Here is a 17,801-nt window from a genome sequence, read left to right as displayed (position 1 = left end):
ACGGTATGCTGCGCGGGTCTTGTAGTGATCTGTTGTTCAATTTTTGTGTATTCACTCAATTTCTTATTTCTAATATCTAATTTTTTAGGAGCAAATTCTATGAAACGTTTTTTGTTAATCGCTCTTCTCGCAACTAGCTTAACTGGTTGCGGCTATAACACTCTGCAACAGCAAGATGAAGCAGTGTCAGCTGCATGGTCTGATGTCTTAAACAATTATCAGCGTCGTGCAGACTTAGTACCTAACTTGGTGAATGTCGTACAAGGCTATGCCGATCATGAAAAAGAAGTCTTACTCGGCGTGACAGAAGCACGCTCAAAAATTGGCAGCATACAAATGACACCAGAATTGGCGAAAGACGCAGAAGCTTTGAAAAAATTTCAAGAAGCACAAGCTGGCATGAGTTCAGCGTTGTCACGCCTGATGATGATTTCTGAAAACTATCCAGCATTGAAAGCGAACGATAATTTCCGTGATCTTTCAGCGCAACTAGAAGGTACAGAAAATCGTATTACTGTTGCACGCGATCGCTATATTAAAAGCGTACAGACCTACAACGTCACCGTACGTTCCTTCCCAAGCAATCTGACTGCAAAAATGTTTGGCATGAATGTGAAGCCGAACTTTACTGTTGAAAATGAAAAAGCAATTTCAAACGCACCAAAAGTCGATTTCGGTAAGAAATAATGTTGACGGTGAAGTCTTTCACAACTTTTTGCTTGGCCTTACTGCTTCCGATATTCCTTGTATTCGGAAGTAGTAATGCCATTGCAGAGCAAATTCCGGTTCCTAAGTTATCAAAGCGCGTTACCGATTTGACGCAAACCCTGACACCTGAACAAATTGAGTCGCTTGCACAAAAACTAGCAACGCTTGAAAAGACCAAAGGTAGTCAGATTGCAGTGTTGATCATTCCTAGCACGGGTGAAGAAGGTATAGAACAATTTTCTATCCGTGTTGTTGATGAATGGAAGTTGGGGCGCAAAGGTACTGCCGATGGCGTGCTATTCTTGGTCGCCAAAAATGATAAGCGCCTAAGAATTGAGGTCGGTCGTGGTTTAGAAGGAGCGCTAACCGATGTCACCAGCGCCCGCATCATTCGGGAATTTGTGCGCCCAGCGTTCAAACAAAATGACTTCTACGGTGGTATCAATATCGGCATCGATAAAATCAGTGCAGTGATTGCTGGCGAAGAACTGCCACCACCCGCGCCCAGTCAAGGGCAAACGGCGCATTTTCAAGACAACTTCAACATTTTTGGATTACATCCGCTTGTATGGTTAGGCTTATTAGTTGCCGGATTCATCCTGAGTAAAATTTTTGGCCCGTGGTTGGGACGTAGTGGTTTAGGGCTTGGTAGCGCAGGCGCTGCCTTATTGGCAGGAACACCGATCGGAATGGCGATGCTGGCCGGCATGCTGATGATTATCATCTACAGCTTACTCAGTAGTCGTTTATTCTGGGACATCGCTGGCGCAGTTTTACAAAGCGGTGCAATCGGTGGCTTTAGCGGCGGTGGAGGTGGCGGCAGCGATAACGATGGTTTCAGCGGCGGTGGTGGTGATTTTGGCGGCGGTGGCGCCTCGGGGGATTGGTAATGACAAACAAACGAGTATGGCAAAATTTGCGCGCGCAACTAAGTCCCAATCCCTATCGTCAGTATTTCAACGATGCCAATCGCCGACGTCTCAGCCAAGAAATTATCAAGGCTGAGCAAGGTCATCGAGGAGAAATCAGATTAGTGGTTGAATCACAACTCGCTCTATCCCTTGTACGCGCCGGTACAACGGCACGTCAACGGGCAATTCATTGGTTCTCAGAATTGCACGTTTGGGATACGGAAGAAAATAGCGGCATTCTTATCTACATTTTGTTAGCAGAACGAAAGATAGAAATCGTCGCTGACCGTGGCATCAACCGATTAGTCGGGCAAGACCAGTGGAATACGATCTGCGTACAACTTCAATCTGAATTGGCAGCTGCGCATGTGATCGAGGGATTGAGCCAAGCTTTGAGTGCATGCGCACAATTGCTGCGTCAACATTTCCCAATTGCCTCAGATGCGGAAAATCCTGATGAACTCAGCAACGAACTGATTTTTATTCCGTAAATTTTGTTCAAACTATTTTCAAGCTGGCAGAGTGATTTCGCTCTGCCAGCTTTTTTCTATTAACTCGTACACAGCCACTACATACTCTCCCCCGCCATTGTGCATATTGACCACGCTTACGCTGGTTTTCTTAATCTAATAGTGCTTGATAGCGCTTGATGGCGTCACAGCATGCTAAAGTGCATTGCTCTTTTATTTCTTTTCCTGACTATGCATCAATGTCTAGCGTCCGTATCTTGCTATTCAATGCTCCCCTTCTTGCTTACTCATAAAGGACATTTTCTATGAAACGCATCAAAACAATTATTGCATCAAGCCTCATGCTGCTTTACGCCACTAGCGCATTTGCGGATACACAAACAACCAAGTATTTAATCTTTGTCGAAAACGGTAAACAAGCGGGCGAACAAATTGTGCAGCGAGATGATCAAGGTTTAACCAAGGTGCGTTTTATCTTTAAAGATAATGGTCGTGGCCCAGAACTAAATGAAGAATTTCGGCTAGGTGCAGACGGTTTACCAAAAGAATATAAAGTCACTGGCAATTCCACTTTCGGTGCTGTTGTCAACGAAAGTTACCAACGCGTTGGCGATCAAGCCGAATGGAAATCCACCTCTGAACAAGGCAAACAAACTGTTAAGGGCTCTGCCCTTTACATCCCACTCAATAGCTCATTTGCGATAGGTTCGCTATCGATCACCGCACTCGAAAAATCAGCCGACAAACGCTTAACCTTGCTACCATCTGGCACGCTTTCACAAAGCAAAATTGGTGAATTAGAAGTCCGCAATGGCGACAAAAAACAAACCGTGCAATTGTTAGCGCAAACGGGCATCGGCCTATCACCAAGTTTTGTATGGGCGACCACTGGCGCTGATCCACGTTTATTCGCGGTTGTCATTCCAGGCTATATGAAAATGGTCGAAGAAGGTTGGCAAGCCAACGGCGAAGCGATGGCGAACTTTCAGAAAGCTGCAGAAAGCAAAGTGCTACTCGAGCGCGCCAAGACACTGCAACACCCTCTTCCAGGTTTAACTGTGATTCGTAACGCGCGCATTTTCGATAGCGACAGAGCGCAACTCAAAGCGGCATCGGATGTGTATGTATTGCGCGGTCGTATCACCGCAATCTTGCCAGCAGGCTCACCGGTGCGCGGAGCGGTTGCCGAGATTGACGCGCAAGGAAAAATTTTATTACCAGGCTTATTTGATATGCATGGCCATGTCGGACGCTGGGATGGCGGTCTCAACATCGCTGCTGGAGTCACTAGCGTGCGTGACATGGGTAATGATAATGCACAGATGCAATTGCTGTTAAACGAAATCGGCAAAGGTGACCTGTTAGGTCCACAAATTGTCCCAGCCGGATTTTTAGAGGGAGAAAGTCCCTATTCAGCGAATAATGGTTTCGTCATTAAGAACTTAGCCGAGGCGAAGAATGCGATTGATTGGTATGCACAGCATGGCTATCCACAACTCAAAATCTATAACTCATTTCCAAAAGAAATTCTGAAAGAGACCGTCGCCTACGCACATACGCGTGGCTTAAGAGTTTCTGGGCATATTCCAGTTGGCTTACGTGCATTTGAAGCACTCGACGCTGGCTATGACGAGATTCAACATATCAACCAAGTGATGCTCAATTTTCTAGCGACGCCAAAAACCGATACACGTACCTTAGATCGATTTATTTTGCCATCTGAAAAAACGGTGGATATCGACTTTAATTCAAAACCCGTAAAAGACTTTATCGCACGCTTAAAAGCCAAACAAATCGCCATCGATCCAACTTTGGCGACCTTCTCATTTTTACGACAAAAAGATGGCACGATCAATCAGCCCTTCGCCGCAATCGCTGACCACATGCCACCGGATGTACGTCGCGGATTCTCAGTTGGGACAATGAAAATCGCGGATGATGCAACCCATCAACGCTACGAAAAATCCTATGCAAAAATGATCGATTTCGTTGGTCGTTTGTACAAAGCAGGCGTGCCAATTGTTGCGGGCACCGACGAACTGACCGGCTTCACGCTACATTCCGAACTCGCACTATTAGTCAAAGCGGGCTTGAGTCCAGCGCAAGCATTACAAGTGGCAACGCGCAACGGCGCAATTTATACCCGCACACAAAACGAACGTGGCTCGATCAGTGTAGGCAAACTAGCTGACTTGGTGTTAGTCGACGGTGATCCAACCAAGAACATCGAAGATATTCGTAAGATCTCTGCCGTAATTACACGCGGTTATTTAATGTATCCGCGTGAAATTCATCAAAGCATGGGCATCAAGCCCTTCGTCGATCAACAGCCTACATTAAAGCAACTACAAGCTGTATCTGCGTCGAATCCGATTGGAATGAATGAAGGTGCTATGCAACGTTTCTTCGGCGCTGCAAAACACGATTAAATCTGAACCCGCTGGCGTCTACTCTGCACCTAGATTCCAGCGGGGACAATTTAAGCAAACATCGGATCAAAGCGAAAGATTAAAGGAACGAAATTAAAGCTAGATATTGAGAGACGTTGATAAAAAATTCTGACAAATTGCATCGATCGAGATCGACTCGCAATTATCAACTTGCAGGCTCAAATTATTCCTGCGTTTGACTTATATACATACTTCAAACTTTAAGCTTGTACATTCACTGCCCGTCGATTAAGATGGCGCCCGATTTACACGATGCGATGTTCTCCCCGCATCTCACACCTTCATTTACGAGAAAACTCTATGCAATTTAGCGAAATTTTATCTAGCCTACCCAGCATTGATCATCTTCAAGCAATCGAGCTATATACCAATGATCAACTCGCGGCGCGCATTGAGAACAAACCCGGCTCTGCGGGTAGTGTGCGCGTGTATCACGCTTTATTTGCGGAGTTTGGCGCAATTGATGTCGCTGCAGCGAACAAAGGTTTAGCGATGTATGCGGAACACACTGCAGATGCACTCGCGTTTCCTGGGAAACATCCAAACATCGACCGATTATTCGACATAGTGAATAACAAAGATACGGCATGCAATAGCTATCGCGTACAACTGATCAGCAAATAAGCAAATAAAAAGAAGCGATACGAATGATCGATGCAGTGAGTGGCTTCACTGCGTCGCTTCCATTTTTTCCAATTTCGCAATCGCTAATTTCAAGGCTTCAAAACATCGCTCGTCGATGGCGGTATGCAAGTTCTCTGCCATGATTTCCAAAGTTTTCGGTATCGGTGTAGCCCCGCGATAAGGGCGCTCAGCAGTAATCGCGTCAAAAATATCCGCTGTCGTAATGATTCTGGTTTCTAAACTAATCTCCTCAGCTTTCAAGCCTCGTGGATAACCAGTGCCATCTAGTTTTTCATGATGCGCGGCCGAGACTTTAGCCAATTCAGAAAATGCCGATATGCGCGATAAAATTGTTTCCGTGTAACTGGCATGCAATTTCACTTCATCCCATTCTGAGATATCCAATTTCCCTGCCTTATCCAATACGCTATTGCTCACACCGAGTTTTCCGACATCATGCAACAAGGCACCACGCTTCAACCATCGTCTGCGCTGTGGGCTGAGTTGTAAAGCTTCAGCAATCAAATCGGCATATAAAGCGACTCTGGCGCTGTGACCACTGGTATAAGGGCTTTTCGAGTCAACCACTTGTCCAAACGCTGCAGCAATGTCGTCGAGATAATCTTCATCTAAAGGCACTTCATACGAATGCGGTTCCAGAGCGAGCACCCGAAGATGAATATCATCCGCGCGTAAAGCAAGCCAAAAATCTTCTCGCTCCGCAACGCGTTCAAATGCATCGATTAATAAGGGATCAAACCAAACACCAGAACGTTCACGAATTTCGTTTAATGCCGCGTCAGCACCATCCGCAATCTGAAACACATCTATCACTTGGGCGAGCAAGGCGATACGAGAAAACATCGGTATGGTGTCGGCTTTTAAACCATCAGGACGCCCCTGCCCATTGAAATGCTCATCAAGGCTGTAAATTCCTTGCGCCACGTCTTCTGAAAAACGCAATAGGCGTGCAATTTCGGCACCGCGTTGACATCGAGTAGCGATCAATTCCTGCGCAATATTTCGACCATCACGCAAGATCGTTAACACGCTACGAAAACGCTCGGCCAAGCCCGCTTTTAAACCCGTATGTTTGAGAACAAAATGTAAAACCTGCGGCAAGCTATCACCGACAGTTTTGAAATCTCGCTTAAATTGCAAATCATCGGTCAAATACAACTCACAAATGCGTGCCGCATTGCTACTACAACCGAGATCCTTCAAGAGTAAGGTGTAATACAAATTCCACAGTTGGTCTTCCGGCAAATGCATCTCGCGCCCGATATGCATGCCAATCCAACAGCAACGTATGCAGTGCCCTTCGGGTTGCCCTTCAGTGATATCGAGCGCATGACTTAGGGCACTGATCAATTCAGATAACTTTAACCCAGGCACGGTCTGTGTAGCGAAGCTGTCTTGATTTACGATGACTTGCGACATGTGGTATCCCCTTGCGCGATCATTGACTCGATTATCGAATCTAGCAAAGCAAAGAATACATCAAAGCATAAATTTTTGCCGAGTAGCAACTCTAATCCCCTACAAGATACTCGGCAAAGTTATCAACGAGATGGAGCAAGTAAATTTACTAAATTTAGTTCTATTTACCAATCGCAAACAAAATTGCATTGTTGATCGCGTACACTTTTCCATCAGCACCTACGGCAGTAGGCGTGTAGGATTCACCCAATCCACTCGTCAAGCGTATCTTTTCGCTCAAAGCATTGGTGCTTAGATCCCAACGATACAGATAGCCATCCTCGCTATTAACAATCACTGATTTGGTAAATGGATCGACAGCGGCGGTATTAATGCACCATTCAATAAAGCCACCTGGTACATTTGGATCTGGTGTAGGGGCTAGCATGGTGATCACTTCTTTCATGACTTTAACGTTAGCAAACTCATCATCCTGCGAAATATGCGGATCAATAATTGCTATTTCATTCATCCCATTTCCAGAACCTGCGCGTTCGTAATTGTTATATTTCACCATTAACAAATAGGGCGAACTTCCTTTGTAACTGGGAACTAAATTTGCTGGCACAATGGATGGCGTATCATCCCAACCAAAAGAACCCGGCAATTTCGTTTGCGACAAATCAGCATTGAAGTGCAATAGCCAACCTCGTGCATTGTGCGAACCATACGTCTTTTCTAAGACACCAATATAAACATCGCCATCGGGTCCCACCAGCGGCGATGCTGTACTGTCGTCAGAGATATTGGCAGCACCATTCTCATTGGGATCAATTAACTGTACTTTTGACTTTAATGCCAAGCTCGATGCATCAAGTGCTAACAAATAACCTGTTTGACGCACCCCAGTAGCAATATTATCGTTGGCAACGACATACAAGGTTTTTTGGTCTTTTGATACTGCAAATGCACTATTGGTCGCTGGTTTAGCTACGCCAGTTCCAGCAGCTAGGTTAGCGACGCTGACCCAGCTAGCTTTACCATCTGCAGCAATCCGCGCAACTCCACTGCTTAAGCCAGCCGGATTACCTGCCGTCGCAATAAAGCCAAAATAAACATTGTTTTGCGCATCGATGGTGATGGGAGTGTTAATCATTACCGCTTTATCCATCGCGGCTTTATTGGCGTTATAAACTGCCTCGCCATAAAACACCGCCACCTTCAAGGTACCACTAATCGCATCAGCATCTTCACGGTAAAACACTTTTCCACCTGCACCTGGAGCATACACACGATTATTTGCCGCCAAACTTAGGTTGTAAGCTGGCGTCCAACGATGCGGCGGCATAATGTAATCAGTATTTTCTGACCACAGTAATTTGCCATCATTTCCATTGCGCGCCTCGAAGCGATACACTAAATCTGCCGCTGACTTCACTGGCAAGATCACTGTATTTTTTGCAGTGATGACGGGTGATCCATAGTGAACCAACAAATAGCCTTGTGTCGAATACTTAGGAGCGAGGTCAACTGGCGCCTGCCACACAATTCGTGAAAATGCTTGCGTCGCCACTGCAGACAAACCGTCGTGTTGCGCGTTACCGCCATGACTTAACCATGGCGGACCGACTGGATTGGGATTAGTCGTACCGGTTCCATTACCATTGCCGGGCACCGAAGTTACCGCATTACCGCCACCAGAGCCGCCACATGCCGCAACTATAGACGCGATCGCAAGCATTGAAGCGAGCGTTACGCCTACCCTTTGTTTAGACCGATACCACGCATTTTTTACAGGTGCTATTTTAGATCTTGTCATTTTCTGTCTCGTCTTTTATTCGTTTGAACCCACTCACTAACGCGTTCTTTATGAGGTTAATTTGGGCATTAATTTACACATCACCCGCACAACTTTGGATGATGGCGATAAAAATTTTACCGCTTTGCATATTAAGATTAATAAGATTGGCGCAGTTTATGAAAAAACTCAAGTAAGATTTCACCAATCAACTATTTCAACATCACGTCAAGATTGAACTTAACAAATAATCACTGCAAACGAACATCAATTTTTTGTAGCGGCTTTTTACATTGATCACCTATATGCATATTTGTTCCAAAATTACGCTACTTTTGATTGCACTTTGTTACTTGAGTGGGTGCGAGAAACCGAAGGACTCTCACCTCGATACAAAATCTAAGTTGGCCTTATTGGGTGAGCCAACAATAAATCCGCGACTTGCAGTAGAAAGCAGCAAGCCGATTCTATTTGTTACCCAAGTGCCAGTTGATCACGACAACAATACGCGACTCTCGGCATTCGCCAATCATGGCACCAGTGTCAAAGATGTGCCGCGTGGTGGTGATTTGATGTTGCGTTATCCTGACGGTAGCTTGCGTAATCTCACCGCCGAAGCTGGATATGGCATGTCAGGTTTGCAATCAGATAGAGCAATCGCGGTGAGAGAACCTTCGGTACATCCAGCTGGCAAGAAGGTGATATTTAGTATGCTTTTAGGATCTCCAAGACGATCGAAAGAGCTACAAACTAAGGCAAGCCCAGGCTTCCGCTGGCAGCTTTATGAAATAAGCGGATTAGAAAAAAATCAAAAAGCAGTAATTCAAAAAATAAAAAATCAAGATGCGCGATTCAATAATGTATCGCCGATTTATGCAGATGATGAAGAAATCATTTTTACATCAGATAGACCACGTACAGGTGATCTACATCTATACCCACAGTTAGATGAATACGAAGCGACGCCCAGCATTTCTGGTCTATGGAAACTTAATCCTAGCAGCGGCAAGTTACGCTTATTAAGTCACACACCCAGCGGTGCATTTACACCCATTATTGACCATGCAGGGCGAGTGATATTCACACGCTGGGACCATTTACAGCAAGATCAGTTGGCCGATCGAGATCGAGACGCTAGCCGTAACGGCGTTGCACTGCCATTCAAATCATTTAATTATTCCGACGAAACAGCACAAGCAAAACAACTTGAAAGTCGAGAAGAAATCTTCCCAGAATCACGAGTTGGCAGCGAAAGTCCCTACGGTTCAGTTCATGCATTTCGCAGCAACTTCTTTAGCATTTGGCAGATTGATCAAGACGGCGGAAATGAAGAAACCATTAACCACGCTGGATTACATGAGCTCTCTTTTGGCTATCTCACGCCAAGCTTCATGCATGACAAAAATCTGAGCAAACGCACACGCGAGGAATTACATCGCAATCGTCTAGCACTAAGACGTGAAGGCGGCATTTTCCACTTACGTGAAGACCCACTTGAACCTGGCGTATTGTTTGGAATTAACGCACGCGAGTCAGCATCATTTACCACCGATAGCATCATCAAAGTCAATGCCAGACCAGACATTAATCCAGAACAAATGCAAATCCTTGCCGTAACTCGTTTCGACAAATCGGATAACCTAAAAGATGGACGTTATCGAAATCCACTCCCGCTCTCGGATGGCAAGCTAATCGCTAGTCACACAAGTAATCAATTACCACCAGAACCAGAAACAAACTTAAGAGACTTGCGCCTAAAATATCTGACGATAGATACCTCCTCCGGACAATATACGGCGGCAACGCCACTAACTAAGGGCATACGTAAATCGCTAAGCTGGTGGGATGGCGAACAGTTACGTCATTATCAAGGAGAGTTGTGGGAACTCGATCCAGTTGAATTAAAGCCACGTAGACAAGTGCCAGCACAATTGCCACAACTTGAGGCACCAGAAAAAAACATTTTAAATGCGGAGAAAATTGATGAGGCTGAATTTCGCGGTTGGTTGGAACGAAATCAATTAGCACTCATTATCACGCGCAATCAAACCAGCCGAGATCGTGCAGACTTGCAACAACCGTACAACCTACAAGTGCCGGGTGGCATTAAAACACTGTCGGCAATTAATCCCGACGGCAAGCTTTATTCGATCCAGCATTTCCAAATTCTTCAAGCAGAGCAAGTACGTGCTTACGCTGATCGAGCGGGACGCAGGCATCTTGCACAAACGATTAAAGACTTTCATCCGCTCAATCTCAGTGCAAACTCAGAAAATTCGACCCGATCCCAACCTAAAAGCAGTGTCATCATTTCCAAAGATGGTTCCACAGCAGCCTTAGTGCCAGCAGAACGTGCGCTAACTTGGCAAACAACTGATCAACAAGGTCAAGCGATCGTCAGAGAAAGAAATTGGATCACTTTCAAAGCTGGAGAGATTCGGGTCTGTGCATCTTGCCATGGGGTCAATCATCGTGATCAAGCAAACTTCCCCGCGCCAATCAATCAACCAGAGGCCTTGCGGGAACTGATAAGACGCTGGAAATTAGCAAGATAAACTCACCATCGATCATCAATCGTGCAAAGCACTCAAAAAAATTGAAATTTATCGAGATTTGATTAATTTAACGAATTTTAAGATCAACTTAAAAGGTTTTAATATAGAAAATCACGCTAGATAAGCGCATTACTTTGCTTACCTGATGCAAAGTCGAATCCAAATGAGGGATTTGCATCCTGCTGCATCGCAAAAACGGACAAATACAAGCTTGTTCAGAGCTAAATACCTTTATAATCAAAGGTTTTTGTTAATCCATTTTTTTGCCACGCAGAATCGCGGCACAAGATCGGTTTAAACATGCAATTTAACTAAGAATTCAGACCTATGAAGGTTTTTCGTGGACTTCCCAATGCGGCTTCACGCGCCCCCTGCGCTTTGGCGATTGGCAACTTTGATGGCGTACATCTTGGGCACCAAGCTTTGTTGTCCGATTTGCGCGCCGCCGCGACACGTCTGAACGTCGATGCCGCGGTAATGAGTTTTGAACCACATCCACGCGCTTTCTTTGCACAATTGCAAGGCGACTTATCCAAAGCGCCAAGTCGGATTGCGAATTTGCGTGATAATTTGTCGGCACTCGATCAAGCTGGTGTAGACCGAGTGATTGTTGAACACTTCAATGCACATTTTGCTGCACTCAGCCCCGAAGAATTCATCCAAAAGATTTTGGTCGATGGCCTGCACGTCAAGCTAGTCATGGTCGGCGACGACTTCCGCTTTGGTGCGAAACGGGCTGGCGATATCCATACATTAAAAGAAGCAGGCGAGCGTTTTGGTTTTGTCGTGCAAACCATGAATACTGTCGAGCGCAATGGAGAACGTATTTCTTCATCTGCGGTACGTGCTGCTTTAGCGGCGGGTAATTTTGATGAAGCCAAACATTTACTTGGACGCCCGTATCAAATTTCTGGCCACGTTGTGCACGGCCAAAAACTCGGTCGCACTTTGGGCTTCCCCACATTGAACTTGCGCATCGCGCATCACAAACCTGCTGTGATGGGTATCTTTGTAGTACAAGTGCATGGCTTAAGCGAGCAGCCTTTGCCTGCGGTCGCCAGCATGGGTGTCCGTCCGACGGTCGATGATAGTGGTCGTGTGTTACTCGAAACCCACATCCTAGACCAGCATGTAGATGCGTATGGCAAGGTCATCCACGTCGAGTTTTTACAAAAGCTGCGCGACGAAGAAAAGTATGTGGACTTGCCCACACTCACCGCCGCCATCAACCGTGATGCCGATCAAGCGCGTAGCTATTTTAAGCAACGCAACGGTTCCGCCACAGACCGAATTTGAAGGACGCCTAGCGTCCTCTCCCACTGAATATTTTTATACCGATTTTAGATTTCAAATTGAAGCGAAACGACTATGTCTAACGATAAGCAAGCAAAAAAAGAAGCAGCAAAACCAGCCAAAGATCAGGCAAATAAGTACCCTGTCAACATGACGGAAACGCCATTTCCTATGCGCGGCGATCTCGCTAAGCGTGAACCACAATGGGTGAAGAGCTGGCAAGAGAAGAAAATTTACGAACGCGTACGCAAGGCGTCCAAAGGCCGTCCAAAATTCATTTTGCACGATGGTCCTCCGTATGCGAACGGTGACATCCACATAGGTCACGCCGTTAACAAAATCTTGAAAGACATGATCATAAAAGCGCGCACCTTGGGCGGCTTTGATGCGCCTTACGTGCCTGGTTGGGATTGCCACGGCATGCCTATCGAGATCCAAATCGAAAAACTCTACGGCAAAAATTTGCCTGTCGCCGAAGTGCAAGCTAAAGCGCGTGCGTATGCAGAAGAGCAAATCGAACGTCAAAAAGCTGACTTCATCCGTTTGGGTGTGCTGGGCGAATGGGATAATCCATACAAAACCATGGCTTTCGGTAATGAAGCTGATGAAATCCGTGCGCTCGGCAAATTGCTTGAAAAAGGCTATGTGTATCGCGGCTTGAAGCCAGTGAACTGGTGTTTTGATTGCGGTTCCGCGCTAGCAGAGGCCGAAGTCGAATACGAAAACAAACGCGATCCATCCATCGACGTTGGTTTTCCGTTTGTGGGCGGCGAAGAAAACGCCAAAATTGCCAAAGCTTTCGGCTTAGACAAACTACCACTCCACAAAGGTTATTGCGTGATCTGGACCACGACACCGTGGACCATCCCATCTAACCAAGCCTTGAACATGCATCCAGAAATCACTTACGCCTTGGTGAAAACCGAGCGTGAAGGTGAGCCCTGTTTGATTTTGATGGCGAAAGATTTGGTCGAAGCTGCTTTCACCAACTGGAACTTGCAACCAGAAATCATCGCTACTTGCTTGGGCGAAGCTTTATCTCTGGTCAAATTCAAACATCCTTTGGCGTCTACGCACGAAGGTTTTGATCGCATGTCTCCAGTGTACTTGGGCGACTACGTCAGCACGGAAACAGGTACTGGCGTGGTTCACTCCGCGCCGTCTTATGGTATCGAAGACTTTTTGTCCTGCAAAGCGCATGGCATGAAAGATGACGACATGCTCAACCCAGTGATGGGCGATGGCCGTTATGCGTCATGGTTGCCTTTCTTTGCTGGCATGACGATCTGGGAAGCCTCAAAGCCGATCTGCGACAAATTGCGTGAAGCGGGTACGCTGTTTTCATTGAAGATGTTTGACCACAGCTACATGCACTGCTGGCGTCATAAGACCCCGATCATCTATCGCGCCACCTCACAATGGTTTGCGAGTATGGACAACACGCCAAAAGCAGGCGGCACTAGCTTGCGCGAAACTGCCTTGGCTGCAATTGAGCAAACTGCCTTCTATCCATCTTGGGGTAAAGCGCGTTTGCACGGCATGATCGCGAATCGTCCTGACTGGACTTTGTCTCGTCAACGTCAATGGGGCGTGCCGATGGCTTTTCTCTTGCACAAAGAAACTGGCCAGATCCATCCACGCACACCAGAGTTGTTAGAAGTGATCGCGAAGCGCGTCGAAAAAGAAGGTATCGAAGCTTGGCAAAACATCACGGTTGAAGAATTGATCGGCGATGAAGCGTCGCAATATGAAAAAAATCGCGACACCTTAGACGTCTGGTTCGATTCTGGCGCCACGCATTTCACGGTATTGCGCGGCTCTCACAAAGAACAATCTGCCTACCCTGCTGATCTCTACCTCGAAGGTTCCGATCAACATCGCGGCTGGTTCCACTCGTCTTTGTTGACCGCATCCATGCTCGATGGCCACGCGCCGTACAAAGCATTGCTGACACACGGTTTCGTGGTCGACGGCGAAGGCAAAAAAATGTCGAAGTCCAAAGGCAATGTAATCGCGCCGCAAAAAGTGTTCGACACTTTGGGTGCTGACATCTTGCGCTTGTGGGTTGCATCAACAGACTACTCTGGCGAACTCTCGATCTCCGATGAAATCTTGAAACGCGTGACGGAAGCCTATCGTCGTATCCGTAACACACTGCGCTTCTTGTTGGCGAACACTTCTGATTTTGACTTCAGCAAAGATGCCGTCGCCACTCAAGACTTGCTCGAAATCGATCAATATGCGATCGCACACACAGCCGCATTGCAGAAAGAAATCTTGGCGCACTACGACGAGTTTGAATTCCACCCAGTCATCAGCAAATTGCAATCCTTCTGCTCTGAAGATTTGGGCGGCTTCTACCTCGACATCTTGAAAGATCGTTTGTACACCAGCGGCACAACATCGTTTGCACGTCGTTCAGCACAAACCGCAATCTGGCACATCACACAAAGCTTGTTGCGTTTGATGGCACCAACTTTGTCCTTCACCGCTGAAGAAGCATGGGAAAGTTTTGCTAGCGCAGAGGCGTTCAAAGGCAGCGACGAGACTATCTTCACACAAACTTACTACGAGCTGCCAGCCATTGCCAACAGCGAGGCCTTGGAAGCGAAATACGCAAGTTTGCGAGCCGTACGTGCTGACGTGACTAAGCAATTAGAAGAAGTGCGTGTCTCTGGCGCGATCGGTTCTTCTTTGCAGGCAGAAGTGTTGATCAAAGCGAGTGGCGATAAATTTAATGTCTTGAGTAGCCTCGAAGACGATTTGAAATTTGCGCTGATCACTTCCGCAGCCAGCGTCGAACAAGTCGCTAGCGAAGCTGAAGAAACAGTCGTCGTCAACGCATCCAAATATCAAAAATGCGAACGCTGCTGGCACTATCGTGCAGATGTGGCTGTCAATGCAGAACACCCAACTTTGTGCGGTCGTTGCAATAGCAATTTGTTTGGTGCTGGTGAAAAACGTAAGTACGCGTAAGCGACCGTCATTCCTGCATAGGCAGGAATCCGGTGTCTTTTTAAGTACCGCGAACGCCACTGGACTCCTGTCTGCGCAGGAGTGACCACAAAAAAATGTAGGGCGGTGCAAACCGCGCCGCCAAGCCCCTGAGCAGCATAGCTTGCACTCGCCCTACGAACGAACAAGTCCCCTCTCCCGCTTGCGAGAAAGGGGAGTTAAAAAATGAAATCGAAAAAATATGGCGACTAAAAAAACCAACACTTTCTCAAGCAAACCTAAATCTTCTGGCAGTTTATTCGGTGTTTGGATGGGCTTAGCTGCCATTGTGATTTTGCTCGACCAAGTCACCAAGATCACGATAGAGAAGGCCTTTCAATACGCCGAGCTATATCCGGTAACATCCTTCTTCAATCTCACTTTGGTGTACAACAAAGGCGCAGCATTTAGTTTTCTCGCCAATGAAGGCGGCTGGCAGCGTTATTTATTTACAGCGATTGGCGTCATCGCTTCTATCGTCATCACCGTGCTACTCAAAAAACACGCGACGCAAAAACTGTTTTGCTGGTCACTCGCGCTCATCATGGGCGGCGCCATCGGCAATGTGATTGATCGTTTGCTGTATGGTCATGTGATTGATTTCTTAGATTTCCATTACAAAGACACGTATCACTTCGCAGCATTTAACTTGGCTGATAGCGCGATTTGTTTGGGCGCGGCTTTATTTATTCTCGATGAATTACGCCGCGTCAAAAAATAAGGAAACAATCATGGCTTCCCGACTCGCTGGTAAAAAAATCGTCCTAGGCTTAACGGGTGGCGTAGCCTGTTATAAGGTTGCGGACCTCTGCCGCTCGCTAGGCAAACTCGGCGCGACCGTACAAGTCGTCATGACGCAGAGCGCCACACAATTCATCACACCAGTGACGATGCAAGCCTTGTCGGGCAATACGGTGTACACCGATCAATGGGATGCGCGAATTGCCAACAACATGCCGCACATTGATCTGACACGCGATGCCGATGCCATTTTGATCGCGCCTTGCAGCACCAATTTTATCTACAAATTAGCGCATGGTGCCTGCGACGATTTATTGTCCACACTCTGCATCGCCCGCCCTGCTCACTTACCCTTATTCATCGCGCCTGCAATGAACGTAGAAATGTGGAGCAACCCAGCGACGCAACGCAATGTGGCGCAAGTCAAACAAGACGGCATACAAGTCTTCGGCCCCGCTGCTGGTGAACAGGCCTGCGGCGAAGTCGGCATGGGTCGCATGCTAGAACCAGCGCAAATCTTGGCAGAGCTTGAAGCCGCGTTCCAAAGCAAAACGCTGGCGGGCAAACGTGTACTCATCACCGCTGGCCCCACCTTTGAACCTATCGACCCTGTGCGTGGCATCACCAATTTATCTTCAGGCAAAATGGGCTACGCCATCGCGCAAGCCGCATGGGAAGCGGGCGCGCACGTGACACTGGTCTCTGGCCCAACAGCACTCGATGCCCCTTACGGCGTACAACGCCAACAAGTCCAAACCGCCCAACAAATGCACGATGCGGTAATGGCGCAAGTGAATACGCAAGATATTTTTATCGCAGTAGCAGCGGTAGCCGATTGGCGCGTAGCGAATGCCAGCGTTCAGAAAATCAAGAAGACCAGCGACAGCGATACGCCACAACTACAATTCGCCCAAAACCCTGACATCCTCGCTAGCGTCGCAGCATTAGCCAAAGCGCCCTACTGCGTAGGGTTTGCAGCGGAATCGGAAAACCTACTCGAATACGGCGCCGCCAAACGCATCAAGAAAAATATTCCCCTCTTAGTTGGCAATATCGGTCATCAGACTTTTGGCAAAGACGAGAATGAGTTGGTGTTATTTGATGCGAAGGGACATCAGGCTTTGCCTAAGGCGGATAAGCAGAGTTTGGCGAAGCAATTGGTGGATGAAATTGCGAAACGGAGCAAATGCTAAATGCAGGGAGTTTTCACGATACCAGATGCATGGAGTGGAGGTAGCATCGAGCTTTTGATTCTGATTCATGACTCATCAAAAAATATTAGGGTCAAGATTAGTAATACACTATGGCAATTTCCGTTCATTGACGGGCCATACACAAGCAATCAAATCGAACCAGAACTTCAAGTAAAGAAATCTACGAATGACACAGAGGCGAGGTTCGGCATTGCTGAACTGAACGATGGAAAGAAATTTGCCTTCGGTACTTCAGTTATTGAGGACGAAGATGGCGTTTGGCTATATGCAGGAATACCAATGGGCTCGCTCGCACAATTCTTTCCAGTCGGCGGGTATCCTTTTGAGAGTTCAAATCACCAAACCTGGCAACCGCAAGTACATGAGTGGTTTGTATCACTAGCAAAACACTTGCACGAATCACTTCCATATGAACGAGGCGTTATTGGGTGGTTAACTTCTTCTGAGGTCGATGAGATAGTCGATCAGATTATCCCCGATGAACGGCACAGCACATACATCCTTTGGTGCAAGAACGGTTTAGAAATATTCGAAGTAAATACCAACAACTCACCCATGAAAATAAATTAAGCACTTGTTCTCTTATTTTCAGAACCAATTTCGACATCATTAAAAATTTCAAAA

Annotated in this window: 13 protein-coding genes; 11 read left to right on the top strand and 2 right to left on the bottom strand. The window is 46.8% G+C overall.

The window, feature by feature from the left end; genetic code table 11:
- Positions 1–99: 99 nt before the first annotated feature.
- From IE103_RS14980 to IE103_RS14960, 5 genes are all read left to right on the top strand, one after another.
- Positions 100–687 (top strand): LemA family protein, encoded by a 588-nt coding sequence (locus IE103_RS14980; protein WP_189346943.1) that lies wholly within the window; start codon positions 100–102, stop codon positions 685–687.
- 8 nt (positions 688–695) lie between these two features.
- A complete protein-coding gene (locus tag IE103_RS14975) occupies positions 696–1,598 on the top strand; it encodes a TPM domain-containing protein (RefSeq protein WP_229827308.1) in 903 nt (300 codons plus the stop codon).
- Entirely contained in the window at positions 1,598–2,110 is a 513-nt protein-coding gene (locus tag IE103_RS14970) for a TPM domain-containing protein (RefSeq protein ID WP_189346941.1), read from the top strand. Before IE103_RS14975 ends, IE103_RS14970 begins: the two co-directional genes overlap by 1 nt.
- A gap of 284 nt (positions 2,111–2,394) precedes the next feature.
- On the top strand, positions 2,395–4,518 hold the full coding sequence (locus tag IE103_RS14965; RefSeq protein ID WP_189346940.1) for an amidohydrolase family protein: 2,124 nt from the start codon (positions 2,395–2,397) through the stop codon (positions 4,516–4,518).
- Between the two features lie 321 nt (positions 4,519–4,839).
- Positions 4,840–5,163 (top strand): DUF2322 family protein, encoded by a 324-nt coding sequence (locus IE103_RS14960; RefSeq protein WP_189346939.1) that lies wholly within the window; start codon positions 4,840–4,842, stop codon positions 5,161–5,163.
- A gap of 45 nt (positions 5,164–5,208) precedes the next feature.
- Here IE103_RS14960 and IE103_RS14955 read toward each other — a convergent pair whose 3' ends face one another.
- Both IE103_RS14955 and IE103_RS14950 read right to left on the bottom strand, forming a co-directional pair.
- A complete protein-coding gene (locus IE103_RS14955; protein WP_189346938.1) occupies positions 5,209–6,603 on the bottom strand; it encodes an HD-GYP domain-containing protein in 1,395 nt (464 codons plus the stop codon).
- 160 nt (positions 6,604–6,763) lie between these two features.
- Positions 6,764–8,401, bottom strand: coding sequence for a hypothetical protein (locus IE103_RS14950; protein ID WP_189346937.1), 1,638 nt, complete (start codon positions 8,399–8,401; stop codon positions 6,764–6,766).
- Between the two features lie 284 nt (positions 8,402–8,685).
- Here IE103_RS14950 and IE103_RS14945 point away from each other — a divergent pair, with 284 nt between their 5' ends.
- The 6 genes from IE103_RS14945 to IE103_RS14920 all read left to right on the top strand — a co-directional run bounded on the left by IE103_RS14945 (position 8,686) and on the right by IE103_RS14920 (position 17,747).
- The gene (locus IE103_RS14945; RefSeq protein WP_189346936.1) at positions 8,686–10,935 is read left to right on the top strand and encodes an HzsA-related protein; all 2,250 of its coding nucleotides are present in this window, start codon (positions 8,686–8,688) and stop codon (positions 10,933–10,935) included.
- Between the two features lie 327 nt (positions 10,936–11,262).
- The gene (locus IE103_RS14940; RefSeq protein ID WP_189346935.1) at positions 11,263–12,231 is read left to right on the top strand and encodes a bifunctional riboflavin kinase/FAD synthetase; all 969 of its coding nucleotides are present in this window, start codon (positions 11,263–11,265) and stop codon (positions 12,229–12,231) included.
- 72 nt (positions 12,232–12,303) lie between these two features.
- The gene (ileS, locus tag IE103_RS14935; RefSeq protein ID WP_189346934.1) at positions 12,304–15,204 is read left to right on the top strand and encodes an isoleucine--tRNA ligase; all 2,901 of its coding nucleotides are present in this window, start codon (positions 12,304–12,306) and stop codon (positions 15,202–15,204) included.
- Between the two features lie 220 nt (positions 15,205–15,424).
- Entirely contained in the window at positions 15,425–15,943 is a 519-nt protein-coding gene (gene lspA, locus IE103_RS14930; RefSeq protein ID WP_189346933.1) for a signal peptidase II, read from the top strand.
- Between the two features lie 10 nt (positions 15,944–15,953).
- Positions 15,954–17,156: a bifunctional phosphopantothenoylcysteine decarboxylase/phosphopantothenate--cysteine ligase CoaBC gene (gene coaBC / locus IE103_RS14925; protein WP_189346932.1), complete on the top strand. Its 1,203-nt coding sequence runs from the start codon at positions 15,954–15,956 to the stop codon at positions 17,154–17,156.
- Positions 17,157–17,747 (top strand): hypothetical protein, encoded by a 591-nt coding sequence (locus IE103_RS14920; protein WP_189346931.1) that lies wholly within the window; start codon positions 17,157–17,159, stop codon positions 17,745–17,747.
- Positions 17,748–17,801: the final 54 nt, after the last annotated feature.

Source organism: Affinundibacterium macrobrachii, assembly GCF_014652415.1.
In the GTDB taxonomy this organism is placed as follows: Bacteria; Pseudomonadota; Gammaproteobacteria; order Burkholderiales; family Burkholderiaceae_D; genus Undibacterium; species Undibacterium macrobrachii.
This window is presented reverse-complemented; position numbering and strand designations above follow the sequence as displayed.